Below are 22,721 nucleotides of genomic sequence, written 5' to 3'. Positions count from 1 at the left end.
ATATTTTCTAAAATTCTTTTTATTCAGAACGTTATAGGTGATATATCACAGTTTACGTTAACGTAAGGTTGGTGGCTTATAACGTTTTTTTAGTAATAATATTTCAGTTTGTTGCATTTTTTTGGTTTGACCTTTATTCATTCTCAGTTTAATTTGAATGGTTCGGGTGCATATCTATGGATATTCTTCAAATTTACCCCGAGTCGTATCAAGTAGAGGTTTAGGGGGTTTTTTGTATGAGCTTGTATCATCCCAGTTTTGAGCGTGACAATTGCGGATTTGGTTTGATTGCACAAATGGACGGCGACGCGAGTCACCGCATTGTGCGTACCGCGATTCATGGTCTCGATCGAATGAAGCATCGTGGTGGTATTGCAGCTGACGGACGCACAGGTGATGGCTGTGGTTTATTAATGCAAATGCCTACAGATTTTTTTGAAGCTATTGCGGCAGAAAACGATTGGCATTTAAGCCGAAAGTTTGCCGTAGGTATGCTATTTCTCAGCCAAGATGAGCAACGCGCTGATGAAGCGAAGTTTATCTTAGAAAAAGAACTACAACGAGAAACACTCAGTGTCGCTGGCTGGCGTAAAGTACCGATTAATCCGGATGTCTTGGGGGAGATTGGCCGGGAAAGCTTGCCACAAATTTATCAAGTATTGATCAACGCGCCGGTAGGCTGGCGGGAAAAAGATCTTGAGCGTCGCCTATATATGGCTCGTCGCCGTCTTGAACAACAGATCACCGATGACAAAGACTTTTATGTCGCCAGCCTTTCTGGACAAGTCATTGTCTATAAAGGCTTAATGATGCCAGCAGATCTGCCATCATTTTATACCGACCTAGCAGATATTCGTTTGAAAAGTGCGATTTGCTTATTCCACCAGCGCTTTTCAACTAACACATCGCCAAAGTGGCCATTAGCTCAACCGTTTCGATACCTCGCTCATAACGGCGAAATCAATACCATTACCGGTAACCGCCAATGGGCAAGAGCGCGCGCCTATAAGTTTAATTCGCCTTTACTACCAGATTTACAACAAGCCGCCCCTTTTGTTAACGAAACAGGTTCAGACTCGTCTTCTTTAGACAATATGCTTGAAATGTTGTTATCTGGAGGGATGGATTTATATCGAGCCATGCGCTTGCTTATTCCACCTGCATGGCAATCAAATCCTGAAATGGATGACGAGTTAAAAGCCTTTTATGATTTTAACTCAATGCACATGGAGCCGTGGGACGGCCCTGCAGGCATTGTAATGACCAATGGTCGCCATGCTGCCTGTGCGGTAGATCGTAACGGTCTACGCCCTTCTCGTTACGTTATAACCAAGGATCGTATCCTCACCTTAGCGTCTGAAGTCGGTATTTGGGATTATTCCGCCGATGAAGTGATCGAAAAAGGCCGCGTTGGGCCCGGTGAGTTACTAGTACTCGATACCTTGAATGGTCGTTTGTATCATTCATTTGAAATTGATAATGACTTAAAGCGTCGTCATCCTTACAAAGAGTGGATGGCTAAAAACAGTCAGACATTGATCCCTGCTGAGGAAATGGCTCCAACCAAACAAGGTTCAAGTGGTTTTGATAGTAAAACATTACTGCAATATCAAAAACAGTTTGGTTTTACCCGTGAAGAATTAGAACAAGTTATTTGGGTACTTGCGAGCAAAGGTGAAGAAGCCATTGGCTCAATGGGTGATGATACGCCTATGGCAGTATTGTCGAAAAAGTCGCGTTCACTATACGACTATTTCCGTCAAAAATTTGCTCAGGTAACCAACCCGCCTATTGATCCATTACGTGAAAAACACGTGATGTCGTTAGCCACTTGCGTCGGTCGCGAGCAAAATCTATTTAGCGAAACCACCGGTAATGCTTACCGAGTGATGTTCAATTCACCGATTTTGTTATTCAGTGATTTTAATCAGTTACTGGGATTAGACAGCACTAACTATCGCGCCAACACAGTTGATTTAAACTATGATGCCAATGAAACACTAGAGCAGGCTATTCGCCGTATTACCGACGAAGCTGAACGCTTAGCTCGCAGCGGCACAACATTGTTAGTATTGTCTGACCGTGCAGTAGCGAAAAGTGCTCAAGTTATCCCTGCCGCTATGGCTGTGGGTTCTGTGCAAACTCGATTAGTCGATAAAAGCCTACGTTGCGACACTAACATTATTGTTGAAACAGCTTCAGCACGCGATCCGCATCATTTTGCGGTATTAATTGGTTTTGGTGCCACGGCTATCTACCCTTACCTCGCCTATGAATCTATTTCAGCGATGGCAAAACTGCATCAAGTCGATGATGTAACCCATTTAATGCTTAACTTCCGTTACGGCATTGAAAAAGGCTTACGTAAAATCATGTCTAAAATGGGCATTAGTACCGTAGGTTCATATCGTTGTAGCCAACAATTTGAAGCTGTGGGTTTAGCCAGTGATGTGATTGAGTTATGTTTTAAAGGCGTGATAAGCCGTATTGAAGGTGTCAGTTTTAACCATATTGCCGATGACCAGAAAATACTCCATACCGCCGCCTATCGAGCCCATGTACCGTTACCACAAGGTGGTTTATTAAAGTACGTTGAAGGTGGTGAATATCACTGCTTTAATCCAGACGTGGTGAATACCTTACAAGCATCATTAAAAGACAAAAACTACGCTGAGTACAAAAAGTTTACTCACTTAGTTGATGATCGCCCAGTGGCCACTTTACGTGATTTAATTGGTATTAAAGGTCAACTTAACGCCATTGAAATAGACACGGTAGAAGGCGCTGAAAAGCTTTACTCTCGCTTTGATAGCGCAGCCATGAGTATCGGTGCATTAAGCCCTGAAGCTCATGAAGCGTTAGCGGTTGCGATGAACCGTCTTGGTGGACGCTCAAACTCAGGTGAAGGTGGCGAAGATGCACGTCGTTTCAATAGCGAACGTAACTCGGCCATAAAACAAATTGCATCGGGTCGCTTTGGCGTGACCGCGCATTACTTAGTTAACGCTGATGTGTTGCAAATTAAAGTAGCTCAAGGTGCAAAACCGGGTGAAGGTGGGCAATTACCTGGCCATAAAGTTAGCGTTGAAATCGCAGGACTTCGTCATGCTCGTCCAGGTGTGACCTTGATTTCACCGCCGCCACACCACGATATTTACTCAATTGAAGATTTAGCTCAGCTGATTTTCGATTTAAAACAAATCAATCCAAAAGCCTTAGTGTCGGTCAAGCTAGTATCAGAACCCGGTGTTGGCACCATTGCAACCGGTGTTGCAAAAGCCTATGCCGATATGATCACCATATCAGGTTACGACGGTGGCACTGGCGCAAGCCCTATCACCTCGGTGAAATACGCCGGTTCTCCTTGGGAGCTTGGTTTAGCGGAAGTGCATCAGTCGCTAGTAGAAAATGGTTTACGTCATAAAATCCGTCTACAAGTGGATGGCGGGTTAAAAACCGGCACCGATGTTATTAAAGCAGCCTTATTGGGTGCCGAAAGCTTTGGCTTTGGTACAGTGCCGATGATTGCGCTTGGGTGTAAATACTTACGTATTTGTCATCTTAATAACTGTGCGACAGGTGTCGCAACCCAAGATAAAAACTTACGCGAAAACCATTATCACGGCTTACCAGAACGTGTCATGACCTACTTTGAATTTGTGGCTCAAGAAGTGCGTGAATGGATGGCTGCATTAGGGGTAACTCAGTTCGAAGATTTAGTCGGACGAAGCGACTGGTTATATACACTTGAAGGTCAAACAGACAAGCAACGTGGTCTTGACCTTGCGCCAATTTTATATAAACCCAAAGTGCAGGCAAACTCGTCACTCACATGGAAAGAAATTAACCCTCCATCTGATATTGGCAAGTTAAACCAAACATTGGTTGCAGATTGCAGTGCTGCAGTTGATGCGGGTGAACCGTATTCAGGTCAATATACAATCAACAATACCGACCGTTCAGTTGGCGCGGCATTATCTGGTTATATTGCAACTAAAATTGGTGTCGCAGGCGCAAAACAACCAATCAAACTTGGCTTTAGCGGTAGTGCAGGCCAAAGCTTTGGCGTATGGAATAGCCCTGGCCTTGAACTTAAGCTGTGCGGCGATGCTAATGATTATGTCGGCAAAGGTATGTCTGGCGGTAAGATCGTTATTCACCCACCTATTGGTAGCCCGTTCCAAAGTGAACGCAGTGCCATTATGGGGAACACCTGTTTGTATGGTGCTACTGGCGGCAAACTGTTTGCCGCGGGTCAAGCGGGTGAGCGTTTTGCTGTGCGTAACTCAGGGGCCATAGCGGTCGTTGAAGGAACGGGTGACAATGGTTGCGAATACATGACCAGTGGTATCGTGGTTATCCTAGGCAAAACGGGGGTCAACTTTGGTGCGGGGATGACTGGCGGATTTGCCTATGTATTTGATCAGTTTGGTCGCTTTAATCGCCGAGTAAACACCGAAATGGTCGATACTCAAAAATTAGAATCGACCATCCACCAGCAACACTTAAAAGGCCTGATTGAAACTCACTATGCTGAAACCGGCAGTGAACATGCTCATATGATTTTAAGTGATTTTGAAAACTGGTTGGATTGTTTCGTATTAGTTAAACCAAAGAATATTGCCGTTGCTGACCTGCTAAAAATTGAGCAGAAGAGTCCGGAATTAGTAGTAAAGGCAGGGTAATTATTATGAGCAATGACTTTCAATTTATAGAAGTGGGTCGAGTAGACCCCATTAAACTTGAAGCGAAAAAACGTGCTACACAATTTATTGAAATTTATCAGCCGTTTACGCAACCAGAAGTAAAACAACAAGCCGATCGCTGTCTTGACTGCGGTAACCCGTATTGCGAATGGAAGTGCCCACTGCATAACTACATTCCAAACTGGTTAAAACTGGCAGAAGAAGGTCGCATTATGGAAGCGGCAGACTTGGTGCATGAAACCAACACTCTGCCAGAAATATGTGGCCGGGTGTGCCCACAAGACCGTTTATGCGAAGGTGCTTGTACCTTAAACGACGACTTTGGTGCGGTCACCATTGGCAGTGTTGAAAAATACATTACCGATACTGCAATTGCCCAAGGCTGGCGTCCAAACATGAAGGATGTGACGCCACGTAAAGAGCGTGTTGCCATTATTGGAGCGGGTCCTGCGGGTCTTGGCTGTGCTGATGTGTTGGCTCGTAATGGTGTGCAAGCCGTGGTGTATGATAAATACCCACAAATTGGTGGTTTGCTCACTTATGGCATCCCTTCTTTCAAGCTTGATAAAGATGTTATGGCCACTCGCCGTTCAGTGCTTGAAGGCATGGGCATTCAATTCAAAATGGGTGTGACTGTCGGCAAGGATGTGAGTTTTCAAAGCCTATTAGACGAGTACGATTCTGTCTTTCTGGGTATGGGTACTTACACGGCCATGAAAGCTAAACTGCCCAATGAAGACGCTCAAGGCGTGATTCAAGCGTTACCGTATCTTATTGGCAATACTCATCACATTATGGGTACTCACGACGATGCAACACCGTATTTAAGCCTTGAAGGTAAAGATGTGGTGGTGTTGGGCGGCGGTGATACTGCAATGGATTGTGTGCGTACAGCCATTCGTCAAGGCGCAAAGAGCGTGACATGTGCTTATCGTCGTGACGAAGCCAACATGCCGGGCTCTCGCCGTGAAGTGCAAAATGCGCGCGAAGAAGGCGTTAACTTCTTATTTAATCGTCAACCAGTGGCAATTAAAGCTGAAAACGGTCAAGTAGTCGGGATTGAATGTGTTGAAACTCAAATGGGTGAAGCTGATGCTAGTGGACGTCAACGCGCCGAAATCATTGCTGGTAGTGAGCAAGTATTAGCAACCGATGCGCTGATTATCGCCTTTGGTTTCCAAGCGAGCCCTGCTGCTTGGTTTAGTGATTTTGGCATTGAAACCAACGAATGGGGATTAGTTAAGGCCAAGAAAACCGACGACAACCCTTTCCAAACCACTAACCCTAAAGTGTTTGCCGGTGGTGATATGGTGCGAGGTTCTGATCTCGTTGTAACGGCTATAGCAGAAGGACGAGATGCTGCATTAGGCATTTTAAACTATTTAGATTAACAGCTTGCTAGCCTATATAGGGCTAAAGACAGGCTAAAGGTAGCTTACCTTTAGCCTACTTTCAGACTAACAATAAAAGCTGTAATACCGTGTTTGCTTGTGAATTTTCGCGCATCTTTTGATGCGTTTTTTTTTATCTTTTTTAAGGACGATGATTCACACGGATAGCCCACAACTAGGATTCACTTAGGGTCATGATTTTGTAGTTGAACTGACTAAAAAATAGCTGAAAATATTATCTTTTAATTGTGGATGCTCATCTGAAAACCTCACCCCAATATTCAATACACCTTCAATGTTTTGAACTTTGACCATGCTACCCGTTAAGATCCCTGAAAGATCAGTGTTAATAGAGATAGCCACATGTATCTCTTCGCCTTGTTCAATATTCACCGTTTTGGCGTCTACCGTCAGTAAGCAGCCAGTAGAAGAAAAGTCGAGCATTTTTGCACTGATTTTATTGTCATTGTGCATAATAAACACTTCTTGCTCGATATTAACTCGCAACTGCTCTCTGACTTTTTTCTTGATGATGGTTTTAGGCACACTAAGGCACAGCATTCTAATCGGTTGATTAACCACAGAGAATATGGTCGACTTAAAAGCAATAATGTCTTTAAAACCACTATTCGTCATCGCCCTTACCACAATTTCAGCATTCACTAGCATATGTTGATAAGCCTCAGAAAAACCTTTATTGGGATACTCAATCAAGATAAACCGCCCAACCTGATAACCAATTAAGCTCGAACGTGACTGCACTGTTTTACCATTGGCAAAATGAATTTCAATAAACAATTCCATACCTATGTCAATTAGGCGAAGATCAGCATACAACGAAGCACTTACTGGCGTTGTCATTGGTTATTTACCATAGTGTTACTCATCATAATGGACCTCATTTCTATCAATCTATCGACTCCAATAACACTTAATAACATTAACATATCAGGTTTAGTTTGCTAGTAACTAGCGTAGTGCTAATCCTAGCTAACCTCAAGCCTGAGCAATCGATACAAAAATCATTAGCGGCCATGGATAATTATTTCGAGACTGGCTGATGTCGAAATTATGATAGCAAATTTGGCATGTATTTTATTAATAATACGTATTGGCACATCAATCGTTAACCTACAGTAAGTCCATAAAATGCAGATAACAGCACAAAGGCTGTTTCATAACCTTCAGTTATAAACATCTAAGGTCACTTATACCAAACAGCAATAATTAATACTGACTATTGTATATCAGCAAGGCACAAGGCTAATGCTTATATGGTACCAATATAACAATTATCTAATTGTTATAAATAGACAATATCTATTTGAATGCTGTCTCGAAATAATTATCCATGGTCAACAATCTCATCTCAAATCGCTTTTTACACTGACAGTATTATCTAACAAGCCTTCAGAGTGATTGATTAGCCTCAAGCAAGAAAGTAGAATAGAAATCATTATCATTTATTTAATTTAGTTTAAAGAATAATTCCTTCATTCCTATTAAGGCAATACCTTGAATACTTTCTTAAGCAGCTTCACGTTATGGCGACAACAGCTCACATCTTCGGTCTTCAATAGATGCCTATTGATTGTCATTACTTCGGTGTTTTCAACTTCTTTATGGGCACAGAGCCCGGCAGTCTCGTCACAAGAGATATCACCAGAGACATCGCAAGATCTCTTAAAACAAACACGACAAATTCTTCAATTAGCTGAATACATTGGTGTTGATTACTCAGAAGCGGTGACCGAAGGTCGTATCTCTAATCCTGATGAATTTGCTGAAATGCAACAATTTGCTAGCATCATTATCGAAAAAACTAACCTGCTCGCCAATGATGTGCCAAATTCATTAACAGCCGATGCATTGCAATTACAGCAAGCCATTGCAGAAAAAACATCACTGGATGTTATTCAAGGGCTTAGCCAAAAAATACGTAACCAGTTATTAAGCCAGTCTCCAGCATTAGTGTTACCAACACAGCTATTAGCCAAAAACCATGTTAAACAGCTGTTTATCGAAAATTGTTCGACCTGTCATGGTGATTTAGGCCAAGGCGATGGGCCTCTGGCAAAATCATTGTCACCAGAGCCAACCAATTTCACCGATCAAGAAAGAGCAATGAATCGTTCATTATTGGGACTTTACGATGCGATTTCCGACGGTTTAGATGGCAGTGCTATGCGTGCTTTTAGTGAGTTAAATGATCAACAGCGTTGGTCACTGGCTTTCTATGTAGGTAGTTTAGCTTTTGAGCCAACAGCTACTGCCACGGAGCACATCAAGTATGATGCGAATATTGAATTACAACAGTGGGTCAATAGCAATCCAACCCAGTTAATTCAGCAAAATGTCGGTATTGATAAAGCCCAACTATCATTACTACGCTCACAACCTGAGCGACTGTTTCAACATGCTGACTCACCTATTTCAGTCGCGCGTACTAACTTGCAGGCTGCTGTAAAAGCATATAAAGCCAATGAGTTTGCTCAAGCACAAACCTTAGCAGTGAGCGCCTATCTCGACGGTTTTGAATTAATTGAAAACAATTTAGATGCTCACGACAGTAGTTTACGTAAATCAATCGAAAGCCAGCTGCTTAATTTTAGAAACATCCTAAAAACAGCAGGACAGGACAGCCAGGTAAATCAACAGTTGACCAGCATATTGGCTCAACTAGACCAAGCCGACACCTTATTAACAGGGCAATCACTATCGAATAACGCCATGTTTTCGGCTGCATTAATCATCCTGCTACGCGAAGGATTAGAAGCACTGCTCGTTATCATTGCTTTAATGACAGTGTTAATTAAAACCGAACGTCAAGATGCGATTAAATTTGTTCACTTTGGTTGGATATCAGCACTCGCTGCTGGCGTATTAACCTGGTGGGCAGCAGATAACCTAATTAGTATTAGCGGAGCCTCAAGGGAGTTAATGGAAGGCGGCGCGGCATTGCTAGCCGCTTTGGTGTTGTTTTATGTTGGTTATTGGATGCACAGTAAAACCCAAGGTTCTAAATGGCAAAGTTACATTAAAAATAATGTCGACCGCCATTTAAACACTGGCACCTTATGGGGTCTCACTGGGCTTGCATTTATTTCGGTCTATCGTGAAGTCTTTGAAACGATTTTGTTCTATCAATCATTACTGACACAAGCCATAGGCTCTGCCAGCAGCAATGAACAAGTCAGTTACTTGGTTTACGGCTTGCTAGCAGGTATGGCTATTTTAGCGGTGATTGCTTGGTTAATGATGCGCTACTCAGTTAAATTACCATTAGCCCGCTTCTTTGCGGTGAGTTCTTACTTCATGCTTATTTTAGCGTTTATCTTGGCAGGAAAAGGGATTTCAGCGTTACAAGAAGCAGCAGTAATTAGCCTTACTCCCTTCCCTATAGATGTGTCGATTAGCTGGTTAGGTATAGCATCAACATGGCAAGGCTTGAGTACGCAAATGGTGATTGTAGTGTTATTTAGCTTTTTGGTTATCCGTAATCGTGACACAAAATAAGGTTTAGCTTTGACAACTAAACCTTGAGTGCTTAACGCTTAGCATTAGCGTTTAACATTGAGCGTCTAATAAAAAGGCCGGCTAAATATATTTAGCTGGCCTTTTTGTGTCGATAAATCGTTAGTAATTTATTTCACTGTAAACTTAGTGTCTTCATCTCTTAACATGTACAACGCAAAACACGCGGCCCACATTGGCCATGCAGCAAAAAACAATAGGTTATTAAATGCATCAAAATATTGATTAAATGCCGATAACGTTGAAGCACCGTGCATTAGAAAGATAACCCCGTAAGTGATACGCTTTTTAATACCCAATACAAACGCAAATACTAAAGCTAATTGCAGTGCGCCCATAACATAAGCAGCAACCTCACTCATTCCGCCGATGCCATAAAACTTTTCGAAAATCTTCATACTATGGCCAGGATTGACAAACTTATCTAATGTCCATACCAGCATCACCACAAACACGCCTAAGCGTAAAGAAAGTAACGACCACTGCAGTTTTTTCTGAGTATCATTGCTAATTGATGTTTGCATCTTAATTCCTTAAAAAATATATAAAATAACATCATCTAGGGTCTGTTGACCGTCTAAATAAGCTAAACTGACTATTACTGAAAATCATCAGCCGTTAATTGACCGAGTAAAACGCAACTATGTTGCACTAGCAGTTATGCCATTTAGATCTAACACAATGAAAATTGGCATAACATGATTGAAATAAACTTGTTAACAACAAGGTCTTTTTCACCAAGTTCATTACAGCAGAAAAAATTATGCCTATTTATCGTTATCCTAATCGTTCACTTACCGCACTCGCTATTAGCCTAGCCCTGTACTCATCAATAACGTCATCAATGGCTACAGCAGCCGAAAACCCTGAATCTATTGAAGTCATTCAAGTATCAGGTAAAGCGATTAACGATAAAGGCATGTCACCTAAAAACAGCACTGTAGATGGCCCATTTGGTGATGGAATAGCATTGAAAGATATCGCACGTTCGGTTACGCCTATCACCAGTGAAATGATTGAACAGCTCAACATCACTGATTTATCTGACATACAAAAAGTCAGCCCAAACAGTTATTCAGCCAGCGGCTTTGGCGCATCAAGCCTACCCACTATTCGTGGTCAGTTAGGTGAGTTATATCAAGACGGTGTGCGTCGCCAAGCGGGCAACAATGGCTTTGGTGTACCCATGTCATTTAACGCTGTCGAGCAAATTGATGTGGTAAAAGGTGCGCCGCCAGTGCTATTAGGCACCAGCCAACGTAACGGTGGATTTGTTAACATACATTCTAAAGTCGCGCCTACTGACGAGCAATTTAATAAGCTCACCCTATCTGGCGGCAGTTGGGATCATTACCGAGCTCAAATAGATGTTGGCACTGACATTGTCGCCAATCAAAGCGGTGTTCGCTTAAGTGCAGAACATATCGATAATGGCAGCTACTACGATTATTCAGGCTTTAAAAGCGACAGTATTTTTGTGGCATTTCGTTTACTGCCAGACGATGCCAGCACCTGGGACATTAATGTCGAATACTATGATGTTGAGTTTACCGACAACGCGGGGATTAACCGTCCAACTCAAGCATTAATCGACAACGGTTTATACGTTACAGGTCAAGGTGTACAACCTAACGGCAGTACTATTGCTGGCGCCAATGCTATCGTATCGCCAACAGGGTTAGTTGAGATAGATCGCAGCCAAGTATTAACCGACCCCGACAATATCAATAACGCCCAAACCTTCTTACTTCACAGTACTTATGTGCGTGAGTTAAGCGATAAAGCGACCTTTAAAAACATTACCTATTATCAGCATTTAGAACGTGAAGAAATTGCTCAAAATAGTTTTGTTGAAATTATTGATGGTGCAGATACTGCACAAAACAGAGTTGAATTAGCCTATAAATGGAGCGATGCTCAAAGCACCATTACTGCGGTGGATATCCGCTACAACAAAGTGTTAGGTTACAGTCAATTTACCACCGAAGCTGACTTACCTATCGATTTAACTGGCCCCATTGAAAACCGCCGTATTCCGCTTACTGCAGCACAACAAGGTCGATTAGTTGAACTGCGCCCTGGTGTGTTTGTGTCACCCGGTGCGCAGTACGATACCAATGCCGATGGCAGCGGCGATTTTTCATTATCTGACACCACTGACTCAACCAGCTGGCAAACCGGTCTAGCCATTCAGCATAACAGCCAATGGACAGATAAGTTTTCCACCAGCGTAGGTTATCGTGCCGATTTTTATAATGTAGATGCGCGCGATGCTATTGCCCCACAAGGACAAGTTGCTGCTAGCGATTCGATAAGTGAAATGCTTGAATCTGGTCAAGTCAGTTTGAGCTATCGCCTTAGTGACGATATCACTACCTATGCCAGTGCCAGTTATAACGAATCAACTTCAAACAGCATGGCTGGCGGCACCACGTTAGGCGCCAACAACCAAATTAGTAGCCAAAACTTTGCCACCGAAAATACCTTAACCGAAGTGGGCATTAAATATTCACCCACGGACAGTGCTTGGTATGTTGACGCTGCCGTGTTTGACCAAAAACGCAGTCTACGTAACCGTGATGGCAGCAATACCGGCATTCGCACTAAAGGCTTTGAAGCCCAAGCTTTTTATGATGCCGATCCGTTTTGGTTAAGCGCGGGCTACAGTTATTTAGACGCTCGCTATGATGATTCAGCCAGTAGCCAAGATACGGTACAAGTTGCCGATACATTTGATAACTCAAGACCAGATATCATTCAAGGCACAGGTATTGGCGCACCAAACTTCGCTTCATTTGCACCGTCGGACCGCCGTGTACAAGGCTTACCTGAACAAACGTTCACAATTAATGGCGGAATGTCTATTACTGAGAAATGGAAAGCCGGTTTCTCCGGTCTATATACCAAGAGTTACCCATTGGACTATTTAGCGACTGTGTATATTCGCGATCAATACACGCTTAACATTAACACTCGCTATGATTTTACCGAGCAAACAAGTTTAAGGCTTGACGTCAATAACGTGACTAACCAAAAGAACTGGCGTCCGGTGTTTGAAGGCGGTTATTTCGGATCAACATTGGTTTTTCCTGAACTACCGGTTAACGCTACCCTTACCTTACAGCACTCATTTTAAGGCTATAAATTATGTTTAAAAAAATTGTGTTATTACTGATTGCTGCATCATTAGTGGGATTATTTTTCCACTTTAACTTGCATCAATTACTGACCTTAGAGGGCTTAAAAAGCTCGATGAATGACTTTAGTCAATTACGTGAAGAGTCACCTTTGTTGGTTATTGGCGGGTTCTTTTTATTGTATGTGGCAGTAACAGCATTGTCCTTACCTGGTGCCGCGATTCTTACCATTGCATCGGGTGCCTTATTTGGCATCATCGAAGGATTAATTATTGCGTCGTTTGCCTCTAGTATCGGCGCAACACTAGCATTTTTAGTGTCGCGTTATTTATTGAGGGATTCAATTAAACAACGTTTTCCTGAGCGCTTAGCGGCTATTGATGCCGGCATTGAAAAAGAAGGTGGCTTTTACTTATTTACCTTACGTTTGGTACCAATATTCCCGTTCTTTTTAATCAACATGTTAATGGGTGTGACCGCCTTTAAATCGTGGACTTTTTACTGGGTAAGCCAAGTTGGTATGTTTTTGGGCACCTTTGTGTACGTTAATGCGGGTACCCAGCTGGCGCAAATTGACAGCTTATCGAACATTTTATCGTTTAACCTTATTGTGTCGTTTGCACTATTAGGTTTATTCCCCATTATTGCAAAAGGTATTGTTAACATGATCAAAAAACGTCGTGTATACAGCAAATGGACCAAGCCAGCTAAATTTGATCGCAACATGATTGTGATTGGCGCAGGTGCTGGTGGCCTAGTAACCAGTTATATTGCTGCCGCAGTAAAAGCTAAAGTGACCTTAATTGAAGCCGGCGAAATGGGCGGCGACTGCTTAAACTATGGCTGTGTGCCGAGTAAAGCGATTATTAAAAGCGCTAAAATTGCTCAGCAAATACGAAACGCCCATCATTACGGCTTAGAAGACAGCACTCCTGAATTTTCATTTAAAAAAGTCATGGCGCGCGTGCATCAAGTGGTTGCCGATATTGCTCCTCACGACAGTGTTGAGCGTTACACTAATTTAGGTGTCGACGTAGTCAAAGGCTATGCAAAATTAGTCGACCCATGGACAGTTGAAATTAGCCACCCAGACGGTAATACCAGCCGCTTAACCGCGCGCAGCATTGTTATTGCCACAGGTGCTCGCCCGTTTGTGCCACCGTTACCAGGCATAGAAGAAGTCGGTTATGTTACCAGTGATACCTTGTGGGATGAGTTTGCAAAACTCGATACCGCACCACAAAAATTAGTGGTACTAGGCGGCGGCCCAATTGGCTCTGAACTGGCACAAAGCTTTGCCCGTTTAGGCTCACAAGTGACTCAAGTTGAAATGGCTGAGCGCATCATGATCAAAGAAGATCTTGAAGTGTCTGAGTTTGCCACCCAAGCCTTGCAAAAAAGTGGCGTGAATATTTTAACCTCACACCAAGCGCTGCGCTGCGAACTGCGTGACGGTAAAAAATACCTTATCGTTAAACATCAAGAGCAAGAGTTAGCGTTAGAATACGACCAACTATTATGTGCAGTCGGTCGTAGTGCTCGCTTAAGCGGTTACGGCTTAGAAGAGTTAGGCATTGAAACCAACCGCACTATCGTCACCAATGAATATTTAGAAACCTTATACCCAAATATCTATGCGGCGGGTGACATTGTTGGGCCTTATCAATTTACTCACGTGGCTGCGCATCAAGGCTGGTACGCGGCAGTCAATGGACTGTTTGGCCATTTGAAAAAGTTTAAAGTGGATTACCGCGTTATCCCATGGACTACGTTTATCGATCCAGAAGTGGCTCGTGTGGGTATTAATGAATATGAAGCCAAACAACAAGGTATTGATTACGAAGTGACTCGCTTTGATTTTGCCGAGCTTGATCGTGCCATTACCGACAGTGCTACCGAAGGGTTTATTAAAGTGATTACCCCTAAAGGTAAAGATAAAATATTAGGTGTGACCGTGGTGTCTGAACACGCTGGTGATTTAATTGCTGAATTTGTGTTGGCAATGAAACACGGCTTAGGGCTTAACAAGATTCTAGGCACCATACACAGCTACCCAACGTGGGCCGAAGGTAACAAGTACGCTGCGGGTGAATGGAAGCGTAACCACGCTCCGGAAACCGTATTGCGCTGGTTAGAAAAATACCACACTTGGCGTCGTGGCTAACCCTACAGAGTAATCGCTAAGGCTCGTGAAAATGGGCCTTAGATTATTGATCCTAAAAAGATGAAACTTAAGTAAATGCTCTTGATTATGACGCTTAGAAAATAACTCGAGATAACGGTTCTTACAAACTCAAAGTAGGTCTCAGATAATGAAAAAATTAACACGATGTACTCAATCGTTTGTACTGACAGTCGGTCTATTGCTGAGCTTGCTTGGCAGTAATGCGGCTATTGCGGCTGTGGATGAGTCTGAAGCGCTTTCTGATGCGAATCGTCTTGTGGAGACCCAGACGAAAATGGTGCTACATGATGAGTGGAACACCTTACTCAACCGTCATGTTAAACCGATTAATTCAGGCCACAGTAGCGCGATAGATTACGCAGCAATACAACAAGATCGAGCCATATTGACCAGGTATCTCAACCAACTGAGTCAGATAACCCAAGCTGAATTTGATGCTTGGGACAAAGCATCGCAATTGGCATTTTTAATCAATGCTTACAACGCGTGGACCGTTGAACTTATCTTAACTAAATACCCTGATATAGACTCAATCAAAGAGTTAGGCGGGTTATTTAGCTCACCTTGGGATAAAAGTTTTATTCCATTATTAGGTAAAACCCGCAGCCTCAATGATATTGAGCACACACTCATTCGTGGTAGCGATCGTTACAACGATCCCAGAATCCACTTCGCGGTAAACTGTGCCAGCATTGGTTGCCCTGCACTGCGTGAAGAAGCCTATACAGGTGCTAAACTCGAACTGCAATTAACCGAGCAAACTGAACGTTTTCTTGCCGATAACAGCCGAAATTATGCCAAGGGAGACAGCTTGTATTTGTCTTCTATCTTTAAATGGTATGGCGATGACTTTACCAAAGGGTTTCGTAACACTCATTCGATTGAAGCGTTTTTACTGCTTTATTCTAATAGTGATAAAGGTGTTCTGACACTTACGCCAGCACAGCGTCAAGCGGCAGAAAAACAACAACTTGATATTGAATTTTTAGATTATGACTGGTCACTTAATGTTGCTGGCTAATTTACGCTGGCAGCATATCGTTAGCACAGCCTTTTACAGCAACCTTATAAAATCTAAGGTTGCTGTAAGCTTTGGGCTTAGTGCTTTTTTGCTTACTGCTAGTCTTTGGGCTGGTATGGCTAATGCATCTAGCAACGGTGTTGTAAATGTTGCAGACAAACCGTCAACACGAATTCAAACATCAACATCAATCCGTGAGTCTGCTCAAACATCAGTTCAAGCATCAGTTAAAACAGCACAAACATCAAAGTCATCATGGCCAGAGGTTGAATCTCGAGGCGCTAATCAAGATGTGTACTTTCATGCTTGGGGTGGCGATCCGCAAATAAATCGTTATATTCAATGGGCCGCGAAACAAGTTAAGCAGCAATATCAGATCAATTTACACCATGTAAAACTCACCGACACCAGCGAAGCCGTCAGCCGAGTATTAGCCGAAAAATCAGCAAGCAATGATCATCAAGGACAAGTCGATTTAGTGTGGATTAACGGTGAAAATTTTGCCGCCATGGCCAAGCATCAACTGCTAGCGCCAAATTGGGTTACGCAATTACCCAACTTTGGTTTAACCGATCCAGATAACAATCCCGCGATGACCCGTGACTTTGGCGTGCCAACACAAGGGATGGAAGCACCATGGGGTAAAGCTGCGCTGACGTTTTACTACGACAGCATAGTGACCACATCACCACCGCAAACTTTGCAACAACTAAGCCTATGGGCCAAACAACACCCAGGCAGATTCACCTACCCTAAGCCACCTGACTTTTTAGCCACCAGCTTTTTAAAGTACGCCTTAATTGTACTGAACAACTCACAACCTGAGGCGATTAAAAATCTGCTTTATCAACCCGCAACAACGCAAAGCCAGGCTTTGTTATTACCGGTATTGTGGCAATATTTAGATGAGCTACATCCGCATCTATGGCGCAAAGGTCAACACTTTATGTCCAGTGGCATGGAGCTACGTCGCTTAATCGGCGATGGTGAACTTGCCCTAGCGTTTACCTTTTCAGCCGCCGAAATTCCCGCGGCCGTTGCACGTTTTGAATTACCCGACAGCAGTCGTAGTTATCGTATGCAAGATGGCAGTTTGAGTAATATTCACTTTATCGCCATTCCCTATAATGCCGCTCACCTGGACAGCGCTAAATTGGTAGTCAATTTTTTACTGAGTCCACAAGCTCAAGCACACAAACAGCAAGCGAATATATGGGGCGACACCAGCGTGTTAGCACTATCAAAGCTGACAGCCGAAAAGCAAACTTGGTTTGAGCCACCCGCTCAGTCACATCCCAGTGCCACTATTGCTAACCAAGCAATCAGCCCAGCGTTAAGTGAGCCAGATCCAAGTTGGAGTAAGGTTATTACAAAGCTATGGTTACAACGCTATGGAGTGATGCAATGAACACGGTAGCCAAGCTGTTCAATCCAATTGTGCGCTTCAGTCCATTTATGATGATGGCTTTGTTACTGATCCCGGTATTGGGTGGGTTAATTGGCGTTATTCTGCCTGCATTTGGTTGGATCCCAGCACTGGATCAAACCTATTTTAGCCTGAATGGTTTTAGCCAATTATGGCAAACACCAGGCATTGGCCACATGGCGTTATTGAGTATCACCACCAGCTTTGTTAGCACCTTGTTGGCCTTTTTAATCACAATATTGATCCTAGCAAGTTACTTTACCAGCCCGTGGCTGGGTTATATTCAACGCCTTTTAGGGCCAATTCTGGTTATCCCTCATGCTGCCGCGGCCATTGCTATTGGATTTCTGATTACCCCGTCGGGCATGTTGTCTCGCTTGGTATCGCCTTGGTTAAGTGGTTGGGATGCACCACCCGATTGGCTATATCCACACGATGCGATGGGACTGAGTATTATTCTAGGCGTGACCTTAAAAGAACTGCCTTTTTTATTGCTGATGGCGCTAGGCGTATTAGCACAACCCGACCTTGGGCAAACACTACGGGCGCAACATAAAGTGGCATTGAGTTTAGGTTATTGCCCAATGACAGCATTTTTAAAAGTGGTGTTGCCAAGCCTCTATCCTCACTTACGCTTGCCAATATTGGCAGTATTGGCCTACGCCAGTGCCAGTGTAGAAATCCCATTAATTTTAGGCCCCAACAATCCGCCGACATTGGCTGTAGCGATTATGCAGTGGTTTCATGACGTGGATTTAAGTTTACGGATCAAAGCGTCTGCGGGGGCGATATTACAAATTCAACTGACGTTATTCGTATTAGCCTGCTGGTGGTTACTGGAACGCTTGGTGAGTCGATTCGCTCAATCGATGTTAACCAATGGCCAGCGCGAATACGGCGGCGCTATCATCCAAAAGATAACCCATGTCATCACCGCCTTAATGTTGACCATCATAGGTTTGGCATTAGTGGGAATGCTGCTGTGGTCTTTTGCTGGCTTTTGGCACTTCCCTGATGCCTTGCCGCAACAATTTGTAATGCTGCACTGGCAAACGGCATTGCAACAAATGCACACGCCACTTATCGACACGGTACTGATTGCCCTCTGCGCAACCGCCCTAGCGATAACCTTAACCTTACTCACCTTAGAAGCGGAGCAGCACAGCGGAAAATCGCTATCGCTGCTGGGCAGTGTATTAATTTATCTGCCCTTGCTTATTCCAAGTATCGCGTTTTTATTTGGTTTGGTGTGGTTACTTGAGCAAGTAAACAGTCAACATACCTTTATCAATGTGGTACTGGCCCATTTGTTATTTGTATTACCCTATGTGTTTTTATCGCTGGCCAGTAGCTATCGTCGTTTAGACCCACGCTTTAGTATTGTTGCGGCCAGTCTTGGGGCCACCAAAGCAAAAATATTTTTCCGGATTAAACTGCCCATGCTAATTGGGCCGATATTCATTGCTTGCGCACTCGGTTTAGCCATTAGCTTTAGCCAATACTTACCAACCTTACTCACTGGTGGTGGACGCATCAATACCATTACCACTGAAGCTGTTTCGCTCGCCAATGGAGGAAGCCGCAGGATAAGTGCCGTATATGCGTTAATGCAAATGATCCTCCCAGCTTTAGGTTTTTTACTGGCTTGGCTATTGCCTAAAATGTTAGTCAAACGCCACCAACAAGGATAATAATGCAAACATTCGCGAGTACAGCCAACGGCTCAAATACCACCTCAACATCAGAACTCACCATTGATGGGCTGATCTTGCGTCGTCAGCAACAAAGCTTATTATCATTAAGCGCGACCATTCGTGGCGGTGAAATATTGACTATTATGGGCCCATCTGGCAGCGGCAAATCAACGCTATTAAACTGGTTAACTGGCATGTTGCCAACGGGATTTAGTGCTGAAGGTCAGTTGCATTTAAACGGCCAAAATATCACCACAACAGCCAGTCATCTACGCCATATTGGTTTGCTCTACCAAGACCCATTATTATTTCCGCATTTATCCGTGGCAGGAAACATCGGCTTTGCCATGCCGCCAAGCCCCAAAGCACAGCGACAAGCCGCAATTAGTGAAGCGTTAACCCAAGTGGGTCTGGGTGGATTAGAACAACGTGACCCGCAAAGTTTATCTGGCGGTCAGCAAGCTAGGGTGGCATTGCTGCGGGTATTGCTTAGCCAACCCAAAGCCATATTATTAGACGAGCCCTTTAGTAAGCTAGACAGTCAGTTACGTCAAGAAACCCGACAATTAGTATTTGATCAAATACGCCAGCATCAGCTACCTGCCATTATGGTGACTCACGATCAAACAGATGCCGATGCCGCTCAAGGTAAAGTCATCTCACTTTGAGTTGTGGTACTAAATGACTAAAACCCTACTCAAATAGAAAGTACTGTAATCAACTGTACTGATGTAGGTAATACACAGATAGCTAAAAAATAGATAAGTCGTGGCATAACAAACTCGCGACTTTAAAAAATTGAACAGATAATCAAGAGATTAATTGGAATGACATCATGTTAGATAAATTTATCACCCCAGTAATAAAACCACTGTTAGCCCCAGTTGTGCTGCTACTAGACAAAAAGAATGTCCATCCCGATCAGCTCACATTAGTCGGTTTCGGTTTAGGCATGCTGGCAGTGCCGTTACTGGCATTACAACTTTGGTATGGCGCCTTGTTTTTTATCACACTGAATCGGATTATCGACGGACTCGATGGCGCCCTTGCTCGCCACCAAAAACACACCAGTGCCGCAGGTGGCTATTTAGATATTTGTGTCGACTTTCTATTTTATGCGGCCATTCCGCTAGGATTCGCCTTGGCCAACCCTAATGAAAATGCCTTAGCCGCGGCAGTGTTGTTAACCGTATTCATTGGCACAGGCTCAAGCTTTTTAGCCTTTGCCATACCGGCCGAAAAGCTGAATCTGCCTCGACCACAATTTGCCAATAAGAGCTTTTACTTTTTAAACGGCTTAACTGAAGGCACCGAAACCATCGCCTTCTTTGTCGCATTTTGTTTGTGGCCGGCTTATTTCCCAGAACTTGCCTATAGCTTTGCATTTTTAGGCGCAATTACCATTTTCACCCGTATACATGGTGGCTATCACACTCTGAAAAATCATACGTTGAAAAAAAACACTTCAGTTAATCAATCTCAACGAGGTAAATCAACATGATGGACGATATTTCATCCATTCGACTCGGGGCATTTTTAACGATATTGATAATCATGCTTTTACTGGAGTTTTGGTTGCCTGCTAGGCATTTGCCCAATAGAGCCAACGCACCGAAACCAGCTACGCGTTGGGTAGGCAATATCGGTATATTGGTTATTTCAGCAGTAGCAGCCCGAATGGTATTACCAATAGGATTAGCAGGTATTGCACTGTACTGTCAGCAACAACAATGGGGACTGTTCAATTATATTGCATTACCTGATTGGGCTAGCATCACCATAAGCTTATTGTTATTAGACCTGCTTATTTATTGGCAACACAGGCTGTTTCATCGTGTCCCATTATTGTGGCGATTACATAAAGTTCATCATGCTGACGTTCATGTCGACAGTACGACTGCGTTGCGATTTCACCCACTAGAAATTATCGCCAGCATTGGGGTTAAAGCATTAGCGATCATCCTACTAGGGGTACCAGCCAGTGCAGTGATCTTATTTGAGATTTTATTAAATGGTTTAGCCATATTTAACCATGCCAATATCCGACTATCACCAAGGCTAGAACGCGTCGTCAGAACCGTATTAATAACTCAAATATTGCACCGAATTCATCACAGCCAAATAATGTGCGAAACCAACAGCAACTTTGGTTTTAGTATTGTGTGGTGGGATCGTCTATTTGGTACTTATTCTGCTAAGGCCAGTAAAGCAGACGAGGATATCGACATAGGATTAATTGAATACCAAAACGCGAAACAAAACGCTTGGTTAACAGGGTTGCTATGGATGCCGTTTACCCATAAAAAATAACGGTTTACGTTGATTTTGACCAGCACTAATGATTAAGCAATAAACAGAATAATACTACGTTCTTATTTAATTTATAAATAGGACTTGGTACGGTTAAAGGTCAAAGATTAGAAGTATTTATTATGCATTTTTGTGATATGTGACTGCTGAAGCACTTGATTAATCGATGATAGTTTATCAAAATATTATTAATATATTGCTAAAGGATAAAGAGACTATGATCGGTTTTACCCAAGGTTTGAAAACTAAAATAGCCGACTTAGAACACCAATTAGTCACTCATAAACAGCAACATTCAGATGAATTAAATCAATTACAACAGACTATTACGCAATTAAGCCAGCAGTTAAACCATTCTAATAGCCAATCTGAATACGATACTGCACGCGCTAATTTACAATTGCTGGGCGCAACAATGCTCAATGATATTCGCGACACCACCTTGGCAAACTCAATTAAGTTAGACGAAGAAAAACAAATGCTATCTGAATTAGATAAGTTATTTAATCAAACACATGTCGCGATTGGAAACTTAAAAAAACGAGCTGGGCATCTAAATGACCATGCAGAAAAAAGCATGGCTACTGCCGCAGAATTAAGTCTTTCGGCTAATGGAATAAGTAGTTTAGTTTCATCTATCCAGCAAATTTCTGAACAAACCAATCTACTTGCTCTTAATGCAGCCATTGAAGCTGCACGAGCTGGTGATGCAGGCCGTGGCTTTGCAGTGGTGGCAAGCGAAGTGCGCCAACTGGCCAGTAATGCTCATGATGCCAGCGCTAATATTGAAAAATTAGTCGCCACAGTTATTGAACAAACTGAACAAATTAAGAATGTAGTCATTACCAACCAAACTTGCTCTAGGGATATTGCTGTATCTTCAGAACAAATTGATCAAGTGGTGACTGATGTATTACAAAGCTCAGGCGTGATGAAACGAGTCATTGGAGAAGCCTCTATGACCGCTTTCTTAACCACGGTAAAACTAGATCACAGCGTATGGAAAAGTAATGTATACAGCGTGTTGGCAAATAAAGATCTAAATGCCAGTGTTAATAGCCACACTGAATGCAGACTTGGTAAATGGTATTACAAAGGCGAAGGTCAAAATTTTGCCAGTTTATCCAGTTTTAAAACTATCGAACAACCACATACAACCGTACACAGTGCAGGTAAAGCAGCTGTTATAGCCATGCAGTCGGGTGATGAGTCGACAATTTTGACTCACCTAGAAACTATGGAGCAAGCGAGTATAAATGTAGTTCGAGCAATCGATCATTTGCTAACACAAAGTCAGCAAGTAAAATAATAAAACTA

General features: G+C 43.0%; 14 protein-coding genes. 12 read left to right on the top strand and 2 right to left on the bottom strand.

The annotated features are described in order from the left end of the window. Window positions 1-236 precede the first annotated feature (236 nt). Both gltB and H5125_RS10965 read left to right on the top strand, forming a co-directional pair. Window positions 237-4,685, top strand: coding sequence for a glutamate synthase large subunit (gene gltB / locus H5125_RS10970; protein ID WP_182744273.1), 4,449 nt, complete (start codon window positions 237-239; stop codon window positions 4,683-4,685). Window positions 4,686-4,690: 5 nt separating this feature from the next. After that, window positions 4,691-6,097, top strand: coding sequence for an FAD-dependent oxidoreductase (locus H5125_RS10965; RefSeq protein WP_182744272.1), 1,407 nt, complete (start codon window positions 4,691-4,693; stop codon window positions 6,095-6,097). 192 nt (window positions 6,098-6,289) lie between these two features. Here the strand turns inward: H5125_RS10965 and H5125_RS10960 are convergent, their stop codons facing one another. Then, on the bottom strand, window positions 6,290-6,958 hold the full coding sequence (locus tag H5125_RS10960) for a flagellar brake protein (protein WP_162023697.1): 669 nt from the start codon (window positions 6,956-6,958) through the stop codon (window positions 6,290-6,292). Between the two features lie 726 nt (window positions 6,959-7,684). Here H5125_RS10960 and H5125_RS10955 point away from each other — a divergent pair. Then, on the top strand, window positions 7,685-9,613 hold the full coding sequence (locus tag H5125_RS10955) for a cytochrome c/FTR1 family iron permease (RefSeq protein WP_259395441.1): 1,929 nt from the start codon (window positions 7,685-7,687) through the stop codon (window positions 9,611-9,613). A 128-nt stretch (window positions 9,614-9,741) separates the two neighbouring features. Here the strand turns inward: H5125_RS10955 and H5125_RS10950 are convergent, their stop codons facing one another. Beyond that, the gene (locus H5125_RS10950; protein ID WP_182744270.1) at window positions 9,742-10,155 is read right to left on the bottom strand and encodes a hypothetical protein; all 414 of its coding nucleotides are present in this window, start codon (window positions 10,153-10,155) and stop codon (window positions 9,742-9,744) included. 239 nt (window positions 10,156-10,394) lie between these two features. Here H5125_RS10950 and H5125_RS10945 point away from each other — a divergent pair, with 239 nt between their 5' ends. The 9 genes from H5125_RS10945 (at window position 10,395) to H5125_RS10905 (ending at window position 22,713) form a co-directional block, all read left to right on the top strand. After that, window positions 10,395-12,767, top strand: coding sequence for a TonB-dependent receptor domain-containing protein (locus H5125_RS10945; protein ID WP_182744269.1), 2,373 nt, complete (start codon window positions 10,395-10,397; stop codon window positions 12,765-12,767). An 11-nt stretch (window positions 12,768-12,778) separates the two neighbouring features. After that, window positions 12,779-14,932, top strand: coding sequence for an FAD-dependent oxidoreductase (locus H5125_RS10940; RefSeq protein WP_182744268.1), 2,154 nt, complete (start codon window positions 12,779-12,781; stop codon window positions 14,930-14,932). A gap of 148 nt (window positions 14,933-15,080) precedes the next feature. Beyond that, window positions 15,081-15,974, top strand: coding sequence for a DUF547 domain-containing protein (locus H5125_RS10935; protein ID WP_182744267.1), 894 nt, complete (start codon window positions 15,081-15,083; stop codon window positions 15,972-15,974). A 115-nt stretch (window positions 15,975-16,089) separates the two neighbouring features. Then, complete coding sequence (locus tag H5125_RS10930) at window positions 16,090-17,382, top strand: ABC transporter substrate-binding protein (RefSeq protein WP_182744279.1); 1,293 nt, start codon at window positions 16,090-16,092, stop codon at window positions 17,380-17,382. Further along, on the top strand, window positions 17,379-19,091 hold the full coding sequence (locus H5125_RS10925; protein ID WP_182744266.1) for an ABC transporter permease: 1,713 nt from the start codon (window positions 17,379-17,381) through the stop codon (window positions 19,089-19,091). Before H5125_RS10930 ends, H5125_RS10925 begins: the two co-directional genes overlap by 4 nt. 2 nt (window positions 19,092-19,093) lie before the next feature. Further along, window positions 19,094-19,762 (top strand): ATP-binding cassette domain-containing protein, encoded by a 669-nt coding sequence (locus H5125_RS10920; RefSeq protein WP_259395440.1) that lies wholly within the window; start codon window positions 19,094-19,096, stop codon window positions 19,760-19,762. Window positions 19,763-19,929: 167 nt separating this feature from the next. Beyond that, window positions 19,930-20,595, top strand: a complete 666-nt coding sequence (locus tag H5125_RS10915) for a CDP-alcohol phosphatidyltransferase family protein (protein ID WP_182744265.1) — start codon at window positions 19,930-19,932, stop codon at window positions 20,593-20,595. Further along, window positions 20,592-21,404, top strand: coding sequence for a sterol desaturase family protein (locus H5125_RS10910; RefSeq protein ID WP_182744264.1), 813 nt, complete (start codon window positions 20,592-20,594; stop codon window positions 21,402-21,404). The genes H5125_RS10915 and H5125_RS10910 overlap by 4 nt, the downstream gene beginning before the upstream one ends. Window positions 21,405-21,621: 217 nt before the next feature. Beyond that, complete coding sequence (locus H5125_RS10905; RefSeq protein WP_182744263.1) at window positions 21,622-22,713, top strand: methyl-accepting chemotaxis protein; 1,092 nt, start codon at window positions 21,622-21,624, stop codon at window positions 22,711-22,713. Window positions 22,714-22,721: the final 8 nt, after the last annotated feature.

The organism is Shewanella sp. SR44-4 (assembly GCF_014163715.1).
GTDB lineage: Bacteria > Pseudomonadota > Gammaproteobacteria > Enterobacterales > Shewanellaceae > Shewanella.
Note: the sequence above shows the minus strand (reverse complement) of the source record. Positions and strands in the feature narration are given on the sequence as shown.

What these genes read in the sequence shown, in the direction of transcription:
- gltB (WP_182744273.1), top strand. Translation starts at nt 237, where the DNA reads ATGAGCTTGTATCATCCCAGTTTTGAGCGTGACAATTGCGGATTTGGT.
- H5125_RS10965 (WP_182744272.1), top strand. Translation starts at nt 4,691, where the DNA reads ATGAGCAATGACTTTCAATTTATAGAAGTGGGTCGAGTAGACCCCATT.
- H5125_RS10960 (WP_162023697.1), bottom strand. Translation starts at nt 6,958, where the DNA reads ATGACAACGCCAGTAAGTGCTTCGTTGTATGCTGATCTTCGCCTAATT.
- H5125_RS10950 (WP_182744270.1), bottom strand. Translation starts at nt 10,155, where the DNA reads ATGCAAACATCAATTAGCAATGATACTCAGAAAAAACTGCAGTGGTCG.
- H5125_RS10945 (WP_182744269.1), top strand. Translation starts at nt 10,395, where the DNA reads ATGCCTATTTATCGTTATCCTAATCGTTCACTTACCGCACTCGCTATT.
- H5125_RS10940 (WP_182744268.1), top strand. Translation starts at nt 12,779, where the DNA reads ATGTTTAAAAAAATTGTGTTATTACTGATTGCTGCATCATTAGTGGGA.
- H5125_RS10935 (WP_182744267.1), top strand. Translation starts at nt 15,081, where the DNA reads ATGAAAAAATTAACACGATGTACTCAATCGTTTGTACTGACAGTCGGT.
- H5125_RS10930 (WP_182744279.1), top strand. Translation starts at nt 16,090, where the DNA reads ATGGCTAATGCATCTAGCAACGGTGTTGTAAATGTTGCAGACAAACCG.
- H5125_RS10925 (WP_182744266.1), top strand. Translation starts at nt 17,379, where the DNA reads ATGAACACGGTAGCCAAGCTGTTCAATCCAATTGTGCGCTTCAGTCCA.
- H5125_RS10920 (WP_259395440.1), top strand. Translation starts at nt 19,094, where the DNA reads ATGCAAACATTCGCGAGTACAGCCAACGGCTCAAATACCACCTCAACA.
- H5125_RS10915 (WP_182744265.1), top strand. Translation starts at nt 19,930, where the DNA reads ATGTTAGATAAATTTATCACCCCAGTAATAAAACCACTGTTAGCCCCA.
- H5125_RS10910 (WP_182744264.1), top strand. Translation starts at nt 20,592, where the DNA reads ATGATGGACGATATTTCATCCATTCGACTCGGGGCATTTTTAACGATA.
- H5125_RS10905 (WP_182744263.1), top strand. Translation starts at nt 21,622, where the DNA reads ATGATCGGTTTTACCCAAGGTTTGAAAACTAAAATAGCCGACTTAGAA.